This is a genomic window from Paraburkholderia sp. Ac-20347, from assembly GCF_017104805.1.
Lineage (GTDB): Bacteria > Pseudomonadota > Gammaproteobacteria > Burkholderiales > Burkholderiaceae > Paraburkholderia > Paraburkholderia tropica.
Window position 1 is genome coordinate 1 of the sequence record NZ_JAAGPN010000073.1, and the last position, 16,764, is coordinate 16,764.

A 16,764-nucleotide genomic window follows, 5' to 3' on the forward strand; every position below is an offset into this window, starting at 1 on the left:
TCCCGCAAAACCTCACCTAAGACAGTAAAAGACGAAGAAGTTGGCGCGCAGGAGTGATGATTCTGCGCCACGAGGGTGGGTCAGTTTTAGATGCAAAAAGTGGGTCAGTTTCTACTGCAAATCAACAGTCGAGCGCTTCTGGCGGCTACCCGCTTCGAAATGCGCGAAGGCGCGCGCGCTATCGCCGACGTCGAGATACGCCTTGCCAAGTGCAAAGTGCACGCTAATGCGGTCAGGCAGTGGTCGATGGTCGCCATCGACGAGCCAGGCTTCCATGGCCGCGATATCCGGATCGTTCGCGCTGTACGTGCGCAGATCCGAACGCGCGGCCATGATTACGGCCGAGCCGGGAAAACGTTCCAGCGCGGCGTCGAATGCCGCGAGGGCTTCGTCGCGACGGCCGGCTTCCGTCAGCAGCAACGCGCTACCGGCCATGGCCGTTTCGGCCGAGATGCCGGGCAGCGCTGCAGCCTGTGCGTAGTGTCGCAGCGCTTCCTCGGTCCTGCCGAGTTCCTGCAGCGACTGCGCGACGGTGTGATGTGCATCGGCATTGTCAGGCGTCAGCGCAATGGCTGCGCGCGCGAACTCAAGTGCTTCTTCGGCGTGATCCAGATGCTTGAGCGCCTTGGCGCGCGCGACGAGTGCAGCAGGATGGCGCGGAGCGAAGGCGTTGAGCATGTCGAGCGCGCGCAGCGCAGCGTCGGCACGCTGGCGGGAGACCTCGACTTCCGCGAGATTCAGGTAAGCATCGACGAGTTGCGGATTGAGGTCGATCGCCTCACGCGCATGCTTTGCCGCATCGTCGAAATTGCCTTTGCTCGACAGAAGGTAGGCAAGGTTGCTGTGGGCTTCAGGGTAGGACGGATTGAGCGTCAACGCCTGCCGGTAGCAGGCTTCGGCGCGGTCCATGCGCCCGAGGCGCCGCCATGTGTTGCCGAGATTGTTGTGCGCCTCCGGCCAGCCCGGATTCAGTGCGACGACGCGTTCCAGGCACAGGCGGCTTTCTTCGAATCGCCCCGTTTCCTGCTGCAGGATGCCCAGATTGTTCCAGCCGGAAACGAGCGCCGGATCCATGTTCACGGCGCGCTGCGCAGCCTCCACGCCCTCCGCTAGCAGACCCTTCTGGCGACACATTTCAGCGAGATTGCTCGAGTAGATCGCGGGCGCACGCGGTGCGAGACAGGCCTGACGCAGATGCGAGATCGCCAGATCGAGATTGCCGTAAGCGTGTGCCATCAAGCCGAGCAGATGCAGCGCATCGGGCTGCCCCGGCCACGCGGCAAGCACGCGCTGCGCGAGCATTTCGGCCTGGTCGGCCTGACCGGCATTCCAGTGCGCATAGGCTTTCGACAATGCTTCCTGAATGTTCATGCTGCCAGGAGAGGATGGGGTGCTGGACATGGCGCGGTTCCGTGATACATGAGTGAACAAACTTTTCGATCGTAACATGCGTACATTGGATCGAAATGCGCATCTCGATTGAGCGGTAAAGGATGCGTACGTCGGGAGGGCTAAGCGTCATCCGCGTTCCATCGACCGTGACAGGCTCATCTCGATCGCCACGGACGCAGCACATCCCGGTCGCAACGCCCCATGTGCGCCTCCGAGCAAGCGATGGTTGAGTACGGCGAGATGGCGTCGCGGTTTCCCGAGCAGGGGTCTGTCCGTCCGTGTGCCGTGGTGAAGGTGGGGGAACGGTATGGCGAATGTACGCACGTGGGCATGCGATGGGAAGAACGTTCGCGTCATTCAGCAGGCGCGCGCGGGAGGCCGGCGTATGCTCCAGCCTCCCGTACGGCATCAGAACAACTGACGCAGACGCAACGTGCCGCCTTGCGACAGGAAGCCCCTGCCCGCCTGCATTTCGTAGCGTGCGGTGACACTCAGATTGCGCTCGCGCAGCAGCGTAACGCCTGCGCTGACCACGGCCGAGTTCGTCAGCGGGCTCGTGCCGAGCGTCGTGAAACTGTTCGCGCCGCTCGGGTCGCCAGCGAAGGTTGCCGTCGTCAGCTGGCTGGTGTTGTTGTACTCATGACGCCACGAAACAGTGAGCTCCGGCACGAGCACACCATACGGAGTCGGGAATTCCCGTTCGATCTTCGCGCCCAGATCCGTGGTCACGGAGCTCAGATGCGAAGCATCGACCGACAAAGCCGCGCCGTTGCCACCGCTTTCGGTGTACGCACTTTGATGCAGATAGCTGTAGGTCAGGGTCGCAAGCGGCGTAACCGTCGTGGCGCCGAGCGCGATCGGATAGCCAACCTCACCGCGCGCAACGTACTGCTGGCCGTTGAAGGCACCATTGGTATCGCCCGAGAAGCCCGTGAAATTCACCGAACGGTTCGTATCGTAGCGTTGCTGCACGGCGCCAACCGACAGGTTCGCGTACCACCGGCTGGCGCTGTAGCTCGCGTAGCCGATCAGACCGTATGAGTTGACGCGGGTGCTGTCGCCCGCCGAGTCGCCCGTGTTGTTGATCGCCGCGTTGCTGTAGCTGAACGCACCACCCACATTCCACGAGTCCGTCAACGTACGATCGACGCCAAACAGCAGACCGGCATAGTTGGAACTGAAGCCGTCGATCTGGTCGCGCTCGTCCTGGCTGGCATGACCGCCGAACGCCTGACCCCAGACACCCCATTGCGGAGCGCTTTCGCCTGTCGAAATGCCGCTGCCGCCGTCCCGTTGCGCGAGACGGAGGCCATTGACGTGGCTCGCCACGACGTTGAGCGTCTCGAAAGTGGGTGCTGCGGCTGCCATGCTCGACGTCGATTGTGCGGTCGGGCCGAGCTGCTTGCCGGCACGATCGATTTCGCCAGCGGAGCCTGTCGCCGAAAGCGCAAGCGACGCGTCGTACAGGTTCAGCAGCGCGAGGTTGCTGATGCCCTGGTATCCCTGCAGTGCGCCAATCGCGGAGCGTGCATTGGGCGAAATCGCCGGGGCCGGCGTCGGCGTCGGCGTCGGCGTGGGAGTGGGAGTGGGAGTTGGCGTCGGCGTGGGACTCGGTGTTGGCGTCGGCGTCGGCGTGGGAGTCGAGGTCGAGGCATCGGCCACCGTCAGCACCAGGTCGCTCTTCGTACCGTTTGCGACGGCTGCGCCGCTGACGGCGAGCCCGCTCGCCCCCCCGGCAATCGAATAGACAAGCTGGCTGGCGTTGTAGTTGGTCCCGGCTGCGGTTGCGTCGATAACGACGAAGCGCTGCCCGGCCGCAAATCCGTATGCGTTGAGTTTTTGCAGTGTGACGTTCGAGCCGGATGCCACGGTGGCGCTGCCCGATACGACGAGCCGCCCGTAGCCGGCGTCGGTGGTCAGCGAGCCGCTTGCGGCCGCGCCGTCTGCCACACCGATCAACAGCGTGGCATTCGCGCCCTGCGTGTAGTTGCCCGTGATCGCGACGACGTTATTGACCTGCAGCGTCGCGCCCGTGTTGTTCACGGCATTGCTACCCACGTTGACGTTGTCGTTCAACAGTTGATTGCCCGATACGAACACCACATTCGATGTGGTATTCGTGATCGTGCCCACTGTAGTGCCGAAACCCGTCAAGGTGCCGAAGATGGAACCCGTGCCACCGGTGATCGACAGGTCGGTCGCCGACTGGTTCACGATGTTGCCGGCAATGACACCCATGTTGTTGAGGAGGCCGATACGTCCGGCGTTGGCGATACCGATGGCAGTTCCGGCACTGCTGATCTCACCGCTGTTAAGCAGGGTGCCGATTGTGCCGATATCGGCGATGCCGAACTGCACGCCGGTGATCGTTCCCGAGTTGGAAAGCTGCGTGACGGTGCCGGTCGTGTCGTTTGTGATCCCGTACACGGCCCCCGTGATCGTGCCGGTATTGCTCAGGGTTCCGATCGTGCCGTCGTTATAGACACCCGACTTCGAACCGTAGATCAGGCCGTTATTGGTCAGCGTCCCGATGTTGCCGCTCACGTTATTGTTGACGCCGACGCCTGACGAACCACCGCCCAGAATCGCGCGAATGGCGCCCGTATTGACGAGCTGACCAATCGTGCCTTTGTTATCGACAGCGGCCGTCCAGCCGATGATCGTGCCGCTATTCGACAGCGTACCCAGGGTCCCCGCATTCTCGATCGCGGTGTAGTAACCGAAGATGGTGCCGCCCTGCTCGTTGTTGAGCTGAGTGAGCGTGCCGCCCGCGGCGTTGTCGACACCATATAGTTCGGTCGTGCCGTTTCCGATTACGCCGCTATTGGAGAGCACATCGATCGTACCGGTATTGACGATGTCGGAGCCTTGTGCACCCACCGACGCCAACGCGATTGTTCCGCCGGACTGATTGGTCAGGGTCCCGATGGAGCCGGAGTTCTGAATCGCCTCCTGGTAACCGCGGATCGAACCGCTGTTCGTCAATGTTCCAATCGAACCGCTGCTATCGATACCGTAATTCGGCAATGCGCCGCCGATCACACCCGTGTTCGTCAGGGTGCCAATGGTGCCGGCCGTGTCGTTGTAGAGAGCGGCTGCGTATTGCGCACCCACCGTTCCAGCGCCCGTGATGGTGAGTCCGCCAGCACTGATCGTTCCGCTGTTGGTGATGCCGGCGATCGATACATCGTTGTAGATGCCGGCGTCGATTGCCGTGCCGATGCTGCCGGTATTGGTGACGGTGAGCGCGGAACCGGAAACGACCGTCCCACTCCCGATCGTGATGTCCGCGCCTGCCGTAGCGGCAGCGCCCACGTTGAGCAGAGTGCCGATCGTGCCGGCGTTGTCGATAGCGCCGGATGCACCCGTAATGCTGCCGCTGTTGGTGAGCGTGACAATATCGCCCGCGTTGACAATGCCCCATTGTCCGCCGGAAATCAGCCCGCTGTTGCTCATGCTCTGGACCGTGCCGGTATTGGAAAACCCGTCGACGGTACCGGACAGTGTGCCTGCGTTAATCAGCGTGCCGATGGTGCCGTCATTGCCGATCGCGGCCGTGCCGCCGCTGATGAAACCGCTGGCGTTATTGGTCAGCGTGTCGATATTACCGGTGGAGGCGTTATGAATTCCGAATCTGTTCGGCTCAGCCCCATTCACACCAACCGCATTCGTCGAGTTGATCGTGCCACTATTGGTGAGCGTGCCGATCTGCCCGGAGTTGAGAACCCCCGAACTGCCGCCGATAATCGTGCCGCCGGCCTCGTTATCCAGCACGGAGAGCACACCGGAATTGCGGACGCCGGTGCGGGGCGCATAACCAAAGCCGCCGCTTCCACTGATCAACCCGTTGTTGGTCAGTGTGCCGATACTGCCAGGGTTAAAGAGGGCTTCGCTGCCAGAAGTGATCGTGCCGTTGTTGATCAACTGACCGATCGCGGAATTGTTGTAGATCGCGGCCGCACTGACCGTCAACGCGCTGATCCGGCCATTATTGATCAAGGTGCCGACCGAGGCCGCATTCAGGAAGCCATAACGCGTACCCGCGATCGTGCCGTTGTTGGTCAACGTTCCGAGCCCGGTGCCGACAGCAAGTAGCGCCGTGGCGGTCTCGTTATTGGAGAGGACGACATTCGGGGCAACCGTGCAGTTACCCGACGCCCACTCGATTTCGGGCGTGCTACTGCTAATCGTGCCGTTCACCTGGCAATCGGCTTTCGCGATCAATGGTGTTGCGCCAGCCAGTACTCCGGTAATAGCAATGACTAATGCGCGTTTTTTAGGCTGCCTGGTCGCGAAGCTCATGAACGATTCCCCGGTGAAAATTTATTTTTTTAAATCGGAGCCGAGTATGCAGTATCCCGAAACGTGCTGAAATTATTTTGTCAGGGACCGTTGTATTCCGCACAAACGCCGTCAATACAGGGTTTACGTGGAATTCATCCACAATTTCCATCCGCCCCGATTTGATTTTCTAATTTTCTTATGCGCAAACGTTTTCGAATTAAAGTTCAGCATTGCTAATGCCGTTTACCCACGTGCGGATCTATTCGCCATGAGTAAAACCAGTATGCATACGGAATTAATCGCGAACACCAATTGACATTCAAGATTTTCCATAGTTGGCCCCAGGTCCAGCAGCGGTGCAGAGATAGCAAAGACCTACAGACGGGAACGAACCGTATGCAGCAACACGTCGATCCGTGCATCACGCCATGGCGCGCAACTGTCGCGTATGTCGCCGCATTCCTTGCTGGAAGCGTGACGATCGCAGCAATTACCTGTGTGACCTGGTTGATTGAGAACGGCTACAACGCCTCACTCGATCGCCATTTCTTTGCAGCGACATTCCTCTTTCCATTGTTCGTCGCAGCCATCGTCTCTCTTACTGTACTGGCGCCTCTCTTGTCGCCGGTCTACGCTTGTTGCATCGTCGCGATTCAGAAAAGGGGGATCCGGCGGAGGCCGGCGTTCATAGGTCTTGGCACCGTCTTCGCTTCAATGGGATGGCTGGTGGTCAGCGCCTACCGTTGCGTCATTTCGACTTGCTCCCTCCTGCCGCTTTCATCGACCAGTCACATGTCGCTTGCGTTCGTGATCGAAATCGTAACCGTCGGTGCAGCCAGCGGGATTGCATGCCGAAGTGTTCTGCTCAGCCGGTAGAGCAACCAGGTTTCTCGTTGTCGACCGCGCTCAGCGTTGCAGGGGTGTTGCGGCGCGGTCGTCTTTAAACGTCGAGCATGCTCTGCTGGTGACGCTTTCCTGATGCCTGAACTCCAGCGCTTCTTCCATCGATTCCTCTGCCTGTTGACCGAGGCCCGCGAGGTTGATAGGATGGAACCACTTTCAAAACGCCCTCCCGGTTCGCCGGGAGGGCGTTTCGTTTTGGTTCCCTTAATCACGATGGAACCTTGGAATGAAAGTACCCGTTGAAATCCGCACCGGATCTGAAGCAATCCTCGGATATGTGCAGTATGGCAATGGCCCCGTTCGTGTGCTGGTCATGCATGACTGGCTGGGCGATCACTCAAGCTACGATGCCGTCATGCCCTGGCTTGATGGCCACGCGTTCACGTATGTCTTTGTCGATTTGCGTGGCTACGGGCAGTCCATTGAATTGGCCGGCGAATACACGGTAGAAGAGATCGCCGCCGATTGCCTCGCGCTCGCGGACCACCTCGGCTGGGAGTGCTTCCACGTAGTGGGTCACTCGATGACCGGGATGATTACACAACGCGTCGCTGCAGACGCTCCGTCTCGCATCACGAGCGCGATCGCCGTATGTCCCGTTTCTGCCGCGGGAAATCGGTTGAGCCCGGATGCCCGCGCTTTCTTTAGCAGCACGATAGAAAGCGATGAGGCCCTTCGGCGACTGTTCAAATTCGTCACCGGCGGTCTTTCCGATGCGTGGGCGGATCGCAAAGTACGACAAAGCCGCGACACTGTCTCCCTGGCCTGCCGGGCGAGATACCTTGAGATGCTGACCACGGCCGACTTCGTCGATGACATTCGGGGACTTGAAACGCCCTTTTTGGTCATTGTCGGCGACAGGGATCCCGGACTCGATCCGCAAGCCATGAAGCGAACCTTTCTCGCGTGGCATCCGAACGCGGAACTGCATGTTATCCCCAACTGCGGTCACTACCCAATGCAGGAGTGCCCGCGTTATTTCGCGACCACCATCGAGGGCTTCCTGAAACGCAAATTCCTTTGAGCTGATTGGCTAAAGGAAAACTGAAAGCGGACATATTCGAGCACCGGCTCGGATTGTCCGCGATGGGTTGCACGCGGCCGGTCGTGCTCGAGAATCTCGCTCTTGAGCGCCGGGCCATCAATTTGCGAAATCTAATCTGCTACGTGCCAGACTGAAAAGCCGTCTACGTCGCATTTCGGCCTTTCTATTGCGCTGATATCCGGACCTTTATTGCCAGCACGCCCAGTCGCCAGACAACGAGGAGTGACCTGCATTGACTCCCCGTTTCAAGCACGACTCGAAGTATAGGCATTGAATGCCGTCGCGAAGTTGCGGATCGCTTGCCCGAGGTCGTCGTTGGGGCCCACGGTCAGTTGCTCCGCCGATGCTGTCCAGGTGGTGTGGGCCGCAACCGCCTGCAGCAACTGAGCCGTCATCGCATCGTATCCGTCTGCTCGTTGCTGATCCGAAGCGCTCGGTTCGACGTCCCGCAACACCTCGAGCACGGCGGCGGCGCCACAGACAGAACGCAGCGCCACGATCACCGCCCACAGACGTTCGAGCGATGCGGATCGCCAACGCCCTTCCAGAAGCATGCGTTCTCGCGTTGCCTCCAGCCGGGTGCTCGTGAGCCCCGCCTCGCGCTGCAACCGATCGAGCGTGGCTGTCGAACCGCTGCGCAAGCGCAGCGCCTCCGACGCGAATTTCATATTGGCCGAGATCGCCGCCGAAGTCGCGGCCGCCAGCGCGTCACTCCCGCGCTCGGGCCACAAGAGAAAGCTGGCCGCGACGCCGACGATTGCGCCAATGACTTCATTAACAAAGCGAGCAGCAATCAACCCACCCGCCGGGTGAATAAAGTCAGAAACCAGCATGAACATCGGGCAGAGAAAAACCACGAATAATCCATAGCTCACGAGTCTCGACGCAATGGCCGCAGCGGCAAGCGGCAGAATGGCCAGAACCATGACACCCGGCCCCGCCAGCGTCGCCAGCAGTCCGGCGGCAATCACGCCGCCAATGAGACTGCCACTCGCTCTCTCAAGCACGCGCAACCAGGTATTCGCGGAAATCGGCTGTGTCACGATGATTGCCGCAAGTGCGCCCCAATAGGCGAGCGCGACGTTCAACCGCGTACCGATTGCGAAGGCGAGTACGGTGGCCACCGCCACTCTCAACGCGTGGCGCCAGACGAGCGGAGCGATGCCACGGCTGCCTTGACCCGCCGCGGCTGCGGGTGCAACGGCGCCCTCCACGGGCGCCGAGCCGCCGTCGGCGAGACGCACAATGGCGCTCACCGCGAAAGTCAGCGCGCGTGCCTCGCCATCGTCCTGACCGGCACACTGGTGCAACAGCGCTTTCGACTGCGCGACCACCGTCTCCGGCAACGGGCGATCCAGCAGCGCGTGAGCGTTCAGCGTCGCCAGTAGCTGCTGCAGTCCCTGCAACAACGACCGGGATCGCGCGCTCATCGCCGCTTCGGACAGTCGTCGAGAATGGCCGAACGCAATCAACGCCGAGAAAATTCTGCCGGCGGCATCGATATACGCCCCGAGCCGCGATCCGTTGCACGTATCGAGCGCGGCCAATGCCCTGCCTCGCTCGATAGACATCCGTCCGCCCCGGCGATGCACCGTGTCGAATTCCTCCCAACCGGCGACTTCCGTTCCAGGGCGGGCGTTCAGCGCCTGCAGGGCGCCGGCCATCACGTCCAGTCTTCCGAAGATCGTCGCGAGCGTGAGATTGCCGGACTGCCGAAAGGGAATGGGCCAGAGGAAGACACAAAACAGCATCGTCCAGAGGGAGCCGATCAGGAAATATCCGCCCAATTCGAGCGCGCCCGCCAAAGGCCGGGCAAGTGCAATGCCGATCACGACGGCAAGCGATGCAATCAGACCGGCTTGCGTGGGCATCGGCCCAAGCACCGCGTCATAGGAGCGTGTCAGCCCGCACAGAAAGACGAGCGCGAACAGCGTGACGAGGCTCGCCGGATATCCCCAACTCGCCAGCCAGGCAGCGAGTGGCAGGACGACCGCGCCGAGCACCGTGAAAGTGCCCATGGTTTTGAGGCGATCGGTCCTGTCGCCCTGCGGATCGCACAGACAGTTCCAGAATGCCGCCACGCCGCCGAGCGCAATCTCGGGACGCGCCAGCAACACCGCGGCGATCAGCATCGGCGCCATCGCCACGGCGGCACGCACGCCTTCGGCAATGCCGACTCGTTCGGGCGTGACCGCAAAAACATGACCTTCTGCTCTGAAGGTCCGTCGACTGACCGTCGACACCAGCCTGGCCAGGTTGTACATAGTCCGTTCGCTGACGCATTGTTCAGAGGGATGCCTCGCGTATCCCTGATGCCTGAAGCGTCGCGAGGCACTGCCGGAAAACGATCTGGATCTGCAACTCACTCAACCCGGTCGTTTGTCGAGACCGAGTTTCTCCATCGCTTCATGCGCGTCGATCACCATCGTCGCCACTTCGCCGACGGTCGCACGCAGGCGCGTCGCCCGCGAACGAATATGCTCGCAGGCTTCATTCTCGCTCAAACGGTGGACATCGATCAGATCCGCATCGCGCGTTCGATGTGGCGACGCGCCTTGAAAGAAAACGCGACGTCCGGAATCACAGTTCATACCTGAACATCCACTGCAACATCACCCTGACGACGGCCGTCGAAGTTCGAATTCATGCAGTCAACTGCGCCGATATGCGAAGCAAGTGTCGCGTCCACCGACTTGAACCCGTCTCGCCGCTCGACCTGTCCGATCACGTCGGCAATCAGCCCCTGCCGGCGGCGAAAAGCAGCGCGCTTGTGCGAGGGAACGTCATCCACATTGCGGTGGCGAGGCCAAAGTGGCAACGAAAACCATCCGTCCGATTCGACACCGCCCAACTCCTGCCAGAAGGCGTCGTAATCGGCCCGAAACTCAAGGGCGGCCGCCCATGATACATGGCGTTTATTGGCGACCCCTCGCAGTGCCTGAACGTGCAATAACCGGCACAAGGCGCAAACCGCCTCCATCACGGCGGCCTTCGGGCGCAAGCCGTGGCACGCGCGCGTCGCTTGCCGGACGAACTCGCGCTCATCGCCGGCCGGCCCCTGCAGGCCGCCCACCCGCATAGTCAACCCACCTGTCGGCGCATCCCGTTCGAAACTGACGGTCGCCCATGCGAGATCGACACGCGCGCGCTCGTCTCGCCACGCCACCGTGAGAAAACCTTCCCGCCAGCAGCGTGTCGGTTCGCGCACAACGAGCGCGTACGGGTCGCTTCGTGCCAACGTTACCGACTCCGCGCGCAAATAGATCTGACGCGCAACCGCGTCGCCAAACAACGCCCTCACCGCACGAAAGTGTTCACGTGCAATCAAGGCGCGCTCGCGTGTGTTCAGGTCAGCGTCGATAATTCGGTGGAATGGCCGTTCAATGAAGCGCCTGTTGCGTAGCGCAATTTCGCGGAGCAACGGATCCTGTATTAGTGCACGCAACCAGACGGAAGCCGCACGCGGATAAATCAACGAATACAGCAGCACCCGAATACGTTTGAATGAAGCCCCGAAGCTGCAGCCTGGAATAGCCCGTCGCAGCAAAACACATAGTTCAACCAGTAACTTCATTTGATACCCGATTGTGATTCCTGGACCGGGATGTCGCACGCGGGCATTCAAATTCGGCAGGCGCAAGAAATTCCTGAACATGGCCCGCAACGTGGTCCCGTTCATTGTCGATACAGATCATGTGATAGCTGTCCGAGAGAATGCGCAATTGCGCGGGCGGCGCGTTTTGCGCGCTGTTAATCCGGTCGCGCAGATATTGCGCCGACCGCACGCTGGTCAATTCATCATCGAGTGCGTGGACGATCAGCGTCGGACACGTGATCCGTTCGATATCGGCGAGTGCTCGCGTGCGCAGCCGATCGAGTTCGCGAATCGAGCGCAGCGGCACCCACGAATAATGGAAACGCTCGTCGCACTGCAGCTTGCGTTGGACCATGCCGCGCACACGCCGATTCTTGACGCCGAACGGAAACGATTCGCGAATCCGGATCGCTTGTGCCAGCAGCGGAATGCGATAGACGAGATGGCGGATCGCGCGATACCAGGGCAACGACCAGCCGTCGAGAAAAACGGGCGGTGCGAGCAGCACCAGGCGATCTCGCCCATTGCCGCCAATCAGGCCGCGTTTCGCCGTTTCGAGCGCGAGCAGCGCGCCCATGCACAGGCCGAGAACGTGCACCGTGGTGTAGACGCTCCGCAGTTCTGACACCTTGCGCTGCACAGCGTCGATCCAGACATCGCAATCGATGTCTCGCAGATCGTCGGGCGTTCCGCCGTGACCGGGCAGAAGCAGGTCGTAGACCTGTCTGCCGTCCGTCGCAAGCTTCTTTCTCAGATTGCCGAGGTCATTGCGCGTGCCGCCTAACCCGTGAATCAATAGCACGGCCTCGTCGCGCGAAAAATCTCGCGTCACTTCGCTGTTCCTGTCCACGATTACGTTCATTGCGCGTTCATATCGGCCGAGCCGTCCCAACCGCCGCCGAGCGCCTTGTTCAGCGAGACGTAATCGGTCGCCACGAGCATCTCACTCTGGATCAGCGAGTCCTGCGCTGAATACAGCGAACGCTCCGCCGTCAGCACTTCGAGAAAGCCGGTCGATCCCGCGCCGTAAAGCGTGTGTGCGAGCGTCGATGCCTCGCGATACGAAGCCGCGGATGCACGCAATGCCTCGACGCGTGCACTCTCGCGTGCGAGCGCGACGCTTGCGTTCTCGACGTCCTTGAGCGCATTGAGGACCGCAAGCCGGTAGGCGACGAAATACTGATCGCGCTGTGCTTCGGCCACCCCCACCGCCGCCTTGAGCTTGCCTGCATTGAAAAGCGGAAGACTCAGCGTGGGCCCGATCGACCAGCCAATCGTCGAACGCCGCCCGAGATCGCCGAACTGCGTGCCCGAGGTCGCCACGCTGCCGGTCAGGCTGACGCTCGGATAGCGCGCCGCCTCGGCCTGTCCGACCTTCGCCGTGTACTGCGCGTACTGGCGCTCGGCGAGCCGGACATCGGGACGCGAAAGCAGCACGTCGGCGGGTACGCCGGCTGGAATCGGCAGGCTTGGCACCGGAATCGGGCCGGCCTGCGCCATGCGCGAGTCCAACGCGTCGGGCGGCTGCCCCGTCAGCACGGCGAGGCTATGCACCGCTTGCGCGTAAGCGCTTTCGAGTGCCGGGATGGTGGCGAGCGTCGTCTGCGCCAGTCCCTGCGCGTTCGCGGCGTCGAGCGCCGACGCGGCACCCGCCTCGAAACGCGCATGCGTGAGCCGCGCCGTTTCCATCTGCGAAGCGGCCGTGTCGCGCGCCAGCGCGAGCCGCGCCTGATAGCCGCGCGCCGTCACGTAGTAAGTTGCGACGTCGCCGATCAGCGTGAGTTGCGTCGAGCGCAGACTCCAGCCTGCCGCGTCGAGGCCGTATTTCGCCGCTTCGGTGGCGCGCCGGTTTGCGCCGAACAGGTCGAGTTCCCAGCTTGCGTCGAAGCCCGCCTGGAAGGTCGAATATGGGCTGCCCGTGCCCGTCAGCGCCGAACTCGATGTTGTGCTGCCCGACGATACGGTTTGCGCGCCGTTGCCCGCCCGTTTCGCGGACCCGGAGCCGGTCAGCGTCGGCCAAAGCGACGCACCCGCCTGACGATAGCTCGCACGCGCCTCGCGCAGTTTCGCGCGCGCGCTCGCGACATCGAGATTGCCCACCACCGCCTCCTCGATCAGTCGATCGAGCTGCGGATCGCCAAGCCGCTGCCACCATCGCGCGAGCTGCGCGGGCGATTCGACAACGGCGCGCCGGCCATCGGCGGCCGGCTGCGCGGACCATCGTGCCGGCACCGCGAGCGCGGGCGCGTGATAGTCCGGTCCGACCGCGCAGCCCGCGAGCAACGCGCACACGACGCATACGCCGAGTGTCGCCGCCCGTAGCCCCTCGACGCCGCGCACGTGCGCCCCATCGCTATGATTCTTCATTGACTGTCTGTGCATGATTGCCCTGAGTATGGATGCCCGCGCGCTCACTGGCGGTCCTCGGCGTCGCCGTGTCCGACGCCACGCCGCCTCTTGACTGCCGCGCGCACGCTCACGAACAGCAGCGGCACGAAGAAAACGCCGAGCGCCGTCGAGGCGATCATTCCGCCCATCACGCCGATGCCGATCGCGTTCTGCGCGCCCGAGCCCGCGCCGGTCGCCACAGCAAGCGGCGCGACGCCGAGGATGAACGCGAACGAGGTCATCAGGATCGGACGCAAACGTTGTTTGGCCGCGTCGAGCGTTGCGTCCAGCAGACTCGCGCCTGCCGCCTCGCGCTCCAGCGCAAACTCGACGATCAGGATCGCGTTCTTGGCCGCGAGACCGATGGTCGTCAACAGCCCGACCTTGAAATAGACGTCGTTGGCTTGCCCCGCGAGCAGCGCCGCCAGCAACGCGCCGACAATGCCGATCGGCACCGCGAGCATCACCGCGAACGGGATCGACCAGCTCTCATAGAGCGCAGCGAGGCAGAGGAACACCACCAGCACCGAGATCGCGTACAACGCCGCGGCCTGATCGCCCGAGAGCCGCTCCTCGTAGGACAGCCCGGTCCATTCGTGGTGGTAGCCACGCGGCAGACCCGCCACGAGACGGTCGATCTCGCTCATCGCCGCGCCGGAGCTCACGCCGGGCGCAGGCTCCCCCTGAATTTCGACGGCGGCCATGCCGTTGTAGCGTTCGAGCCGCGCGGGCCCGTAAGTCCAGTGGCCGCTTGCGAACGACGAAAACGGCACCATCGTGCTGCTCGCGTTGCGCACATGCCAACGCTCGAGGTCGCGCGGCTGCATGCGAAAATCCGCATCCGATTGCAGATAAACCTTCTTCACGCGACCGCGATCGATGTAATCGTTGACATAGTCGCTGGCCCACGCGACCGACAGCGTCGTATTGATGTCCGAGAGCGTAATGCCGAGCGCGCTGGCCTCGGCCGGATCGATATCGACCGCGTACTGCGGCATGTCGTCCTGACCGTTCGGGCGCGTGTTGGCCAGCTTCGGGTTTTTCGCGGCGGCAGCCAGCAGACGGTCGCGCGTCGCGAGCAGGCTCGCGTGCCCCGCGCCGTTCGTGTCTTCCAGGAAGAAGTCGAAGCCGGTGGACGTGCCCATGCCTTCGATCGCGGGCGGCTGCAAGGCGTAGACCTGCGCGTCGCGGATCGTCGCGAATGCGGCATTGGCGCGCTCGGCCACCTGCGTCGCTCCACGGCGCTTGCCACGCCGCTGGTCGAAGTCCTTGAGGCGGACGAAGGCCAGGCCCACGTTCTGCCCCGAGCCGCCGAAGCCGAACCCGGCCACGGTCATCACGCCTTCGACCGCGTCGCCTTCCTGCTTCAGATAGTAATCCTTGACTTCTGCGAGCACGCGCTCGGTGCGGTTCTGCATCGCGCCGACCGGCAACTGCACGGTCGTGATCAGAATGCCCTGATCCTCGCCCGGCAGAAACGCGCTGGGCAGGCGGCCGAACAGCCAGACCATCGCGAGCGTGAGCACGCCGAACAGCACGAGAAAGCGCCTGCCGCGCACGAGCACGCGCCCGACTGTGCCGCGATACGCGTGCGCGCCGCGCTCGAAATTCCGGTTGAACCAGCCGAAGAAACCGCGCGGCGCGACATGGGCCGCCGACGGCTTGAGCAGCGTCGCGCACAGCGCCGGCGTCAGCACGAGCGCGACCAGCACCGACAGCAGCATGGCCGTCACGATGGTCACCGAGAACTGCCGGTAGATCACGCCGGTCGAGCCCGAGAAGAACGCCATCGGCACGAAGACGGCCGACAGCACGGTCGCGATGCCGATCAGCGCGCCCGTGATCTCCTTCATCGAGCGCAGCGTCGCCGCGCGAGGCGAAAGACCTTCCTCGCTCATGACGCGTTCGACGTTCTCCACGACGACGATCGCATCGTCGACGAGCAGGCCGATCGCCAGCACCATCGCAAACATCGTCAGCGTGTTGATCGAGTAGCCGAATACCGCGAGCACGCCGAGCGTGCCGAGCAGCACGACCGGTATCGCGAGCGCCGGAATCAGCGTCGCGCGCAGGTTCTGCAGGAACACGAGCATCACGACGAACACCAGCACGATCGCCTCGACGAGCGTCTTGAGCACCTCGTGAATCGACAACTGCACGAACGGCGTCGTGTCGTACGGATAGACGACCTTCACGCCCGCGGGCAGCGTGCCGGCGAGCTGATCGATCGCCGCCCTCACCGCCTTCGCGGTGGCGATCGCGTTCGCACCCGTGGCGAGGTTCAGCCCCAGGCCCGAAGCGGGCATGCCGTTGTACGCCGAGGCATCGGTGTAGCTTTGCGCGCCCGTCTCGATGCGCGCGACGTCACGCAGGCGCACGACCGCGCCATCGGTCGCGCTCTTCACGACGATCGCACCGAACTGCTCCGGCGTGCGCAGGCGGCTCTGCGCGGTGACCGTCGCGTTGAACTGCTGGCCCGCGCGAGCGGGCTGCGCGCCGAGCTGCCCTGCCGACACCTGTGTGTTCTGCGCCTTGATCGCCGTTTCGATGTCGCCCGGCATCAGCCCGTGCTGCGCGAGACGGTCCGGATCGAGCCAGATGCGCATGGCGTAGCCGGAGCCGAACAGCTGCGTGTTGCCGACACCCGGCACCCGCTTGATGACATCGTTGAGCGTGCTGTCGACGTAATCGTCGAGATCGGTTGCGGAAAGGCGGCCGTCCGTCGAGACGAAACCGATCACCATCAGAAAGCTCGCAGACGACTTCGTGACCGTGAGGCCCGTGCTCTGCACGATCGACGGCAGTTGCGAGGTGACGAGCTGCAGCTTGTTCTGCACCTGCATCTGCGCGACATCCGCGTTCGCGGCGTTGGTGAATGTCAAGCGAATCTCGACCTGCCCCGTCGAATCGGACGACGCGTTCATGTACTGGAGATGATCGAGCCCGGTCATGCCCTGCTCGATCACACGCGTGACCGAGTTCTCGACCGTCGCGGCGTCCGCGCCGGGATAGGTCGCGGCGATCGAGATCGTGGGCGGCGCGATATCGGGGTACTGCGCGACGGGCAGCGTGCGAAGCGCGAGCAGCCCGCCCAGCATCACGACGATGGCGATCACCCACGCGAACACGGGGCGCCTGATGAAAAATGCGGACATGC

At 62.7% G+C, this 16,764-nt stretch carries 9 protein-coding genes and 1 pseudogene; 2 read left to right on the forward strand and 8 right to left on the reverse strand.

All coding sequences use genetic code 11. The annotated features are described in order from the left end of the window. Nucleotides 1-111: 111 nt before the first annotated feature. Complete coding sequence (locus G3N97_RS16215; RefSeq protein WP_205994144.1) at nucleotides 112-1,401, reverse strand: tetratricopeptide repeat protein; 1,290 nt, start codon at nucleotides 1,399-1,401, stop codon at nucleotides 112-114. Nucleotides 1,402-1,800: 399 nt separating this feature from the next. After that, on the reverse strand, nucleotides 1,801-5,694 hold the full coding sequence (locus tag G3N97_RS16220; RefSeq protein ID WP_205994145.1) for an autotransporter domain-containing protein: 3,894 nt from the start codon (nucleotides 5,692-5,694) through the stop codon (nucleotides 1,801-1,803). Nucleotides 5,695-6,072: 378 nt separating this feature from the next. Here G3N97_RS16220 and G3N97_RS16225 point away from each other — a divergent pair, with 378 nt between their 5' ends. Next, nucleotides 6,073-6,552, forward strand: coding sequence for a hypothetical protein (locus tag G3N97_RS16225; protein WP_205994146.1), 480 nt, complete (start codon nucleotides 6,073-6,075; stop codon nucleotides 6,550-6,552). 253 nt (nucleotides 6,553-6,805) lie between these two features. Beyond that, the gene (locus G3N97_RS16230; RefSeq protein ID WP_205994147.1) at nucleotides 6,806-7,603 is read left to right on the forward strand and encodes an alpha/beta hydrolase; all 798 of its coding nucleotides are present in this window, start codon (nucleotides 6,806-6,808) and stop codon (nucleotides 7,601-7,603) included. 266 nt (nucleotides 7,604-7,869) lie between these two features. On the opposite strand, the gene G3N97_RS16235 is transcribed toward G3N97_RS16230, so the two are convergent. The 6 genes and pseudogenes from G3N97_RS16235 to G3N97_RS16260 all read right to left on the reverse strand — a co-directional run bounded on the left by G3N97_RS16235 (nucleotide 7,870) and on the right by G3N97_RS16260 (nucleotide 16,762). After that, nucleotides 7,870-9,888 carry an FUSC family protein gene (locus G3N97_RS16235; RefSeq protein ID WP_205994148.1) on the reverse strand — a complete coding sequence of 673 codons (2,019 nt, stop codon included), beginning with the start codon at nucleotides 9,886-9,888 and terminating at the stop codon, nucleotides 7,870-7,872. 102 nt (nucleotides 9,889-9,990) lie between these two features. After that, nucleotides 9,991-10,181: pseudogene (locus G3N97_RS16240) on the reverse strand (ANTAR domain-containing protein); the annotation flags it as partial. A gap of 30 nt (nucleotides 10,182-10,211) precedes the next feature. After that, nucleotides 10,212-11,198: a DUF535 family protein gene (locus G3N97_RS16245; RefSeq protein WP_205994149.1), complete on the reverse strand. Its 987-nt coding sequence runs from the start codon at nucleotides 11,196-11,198 to the stop codon at nucleotides 10,212-10,214. Continuing rightward, entirely contained in the window at nucleotides 11,182-12,111 is a 930-nt protein-coding gene (locus G3N97_RS16250) for an alpha/beta fold hydrolase (protein WP_241030624.1), read from the reverse strand. Before G3N97_RS16250 ends, G3N97_RS16245 begins: the two co-directional genes overlap by 17 nt. After that, nucleotides 12,078-13,586 carry an efflux transporter outer membrane subunit gene (locus tag G3N97_RS16255; RefSeq protein ID WP_205994150.1) on the reverse strand — a complete coding sequence of 503 codons (1,509 nt, stop codon included), beginning with the start codon at nucleotides 13,584-13,586 and terminating at the stop codon, nucleotides 12,078-12,080. The genes G3N97_RS16250 and G3N97_RS16255 overlap by 34 nt, the downstream gene beginning before the upstream one ends. A gap of 44 nt (nucleotides 13,587-13,630) precedes the next feature. Continuing rightward, on the reverse strand, nucleotides 13,631-16,762 hold the full coding sequence (locus tag G3N97_RS16260) for an efflux RND transporter permease subunit (RefSeq protein WP_205994151.1): 3,132 nt from the start codon (nucleotides 16,760-16,762) through the stop codon (nucleotides 13,631-13,633). Between the last annotated feature and the right edge of the window lie 2 nt (nucleotides 16,763-16,764).

Bases quoted from the DNA above. Each gene is read 5' to 3' on its own strand.
- G3N97_RS16245 (WP_205994149.1), bottom strand. From the start codon at position 11,198: ATGAAGTTACTGGTTGAACTATGTGTTTTGCTGCGACGGGCTATTCCA.
- G3N97_RS16255 (WP_205994150.1), bottom strand. From the start codon at position 13,586: ATGAAGAATCATAGCGATGGGGCGCACGTGCGCGGCGTCGAGGGGCTA.
- G3N97_RS16235 (WP_205994148.1), bottom strand. From the start codon at position 9,888: ATGTACAACCTGGCCAGGCTGGTGTCGACGGTCAGTCGACGGACCTTC.
- G3N97_RS16225 (WP_205994146.1), top strand. From the start codon at position 6,073: ATGCAGCAACACGTCGATCCGTGCATCACGCCATGGCGCGCAACTGTC.
- G3N97_RS16230 (WP_205994147.1), top strand. From the start codon at position 6,806: ATGAAAGTACCCGTTGAAATCCGCACCGGATCTGAAGCAATCCTCGGA.
- G3N97_RS16260 (WP_205994151.1), bottom strand. From the start codon at position 16,762: ATGTCCGCATTTTTCATCAGGCGCCCCGTGTTCGCGTGGGTGATCGCC.
- G3N97_RS16220 (WP_205994145.1), bottom strand. From the start codon at position 5,694: ATGAGCTTCGCGACCAGGCAGCCTAAAAAACGCGCATTAGTCATTGCT.
- G3N97_RS16215 (WP_205994144.1), bottom strand. From the start codon at position 1,401: ATGTCCAGCACCCCATCCTCTCCTGGCAGCATGAACATTCAGGAAGCA.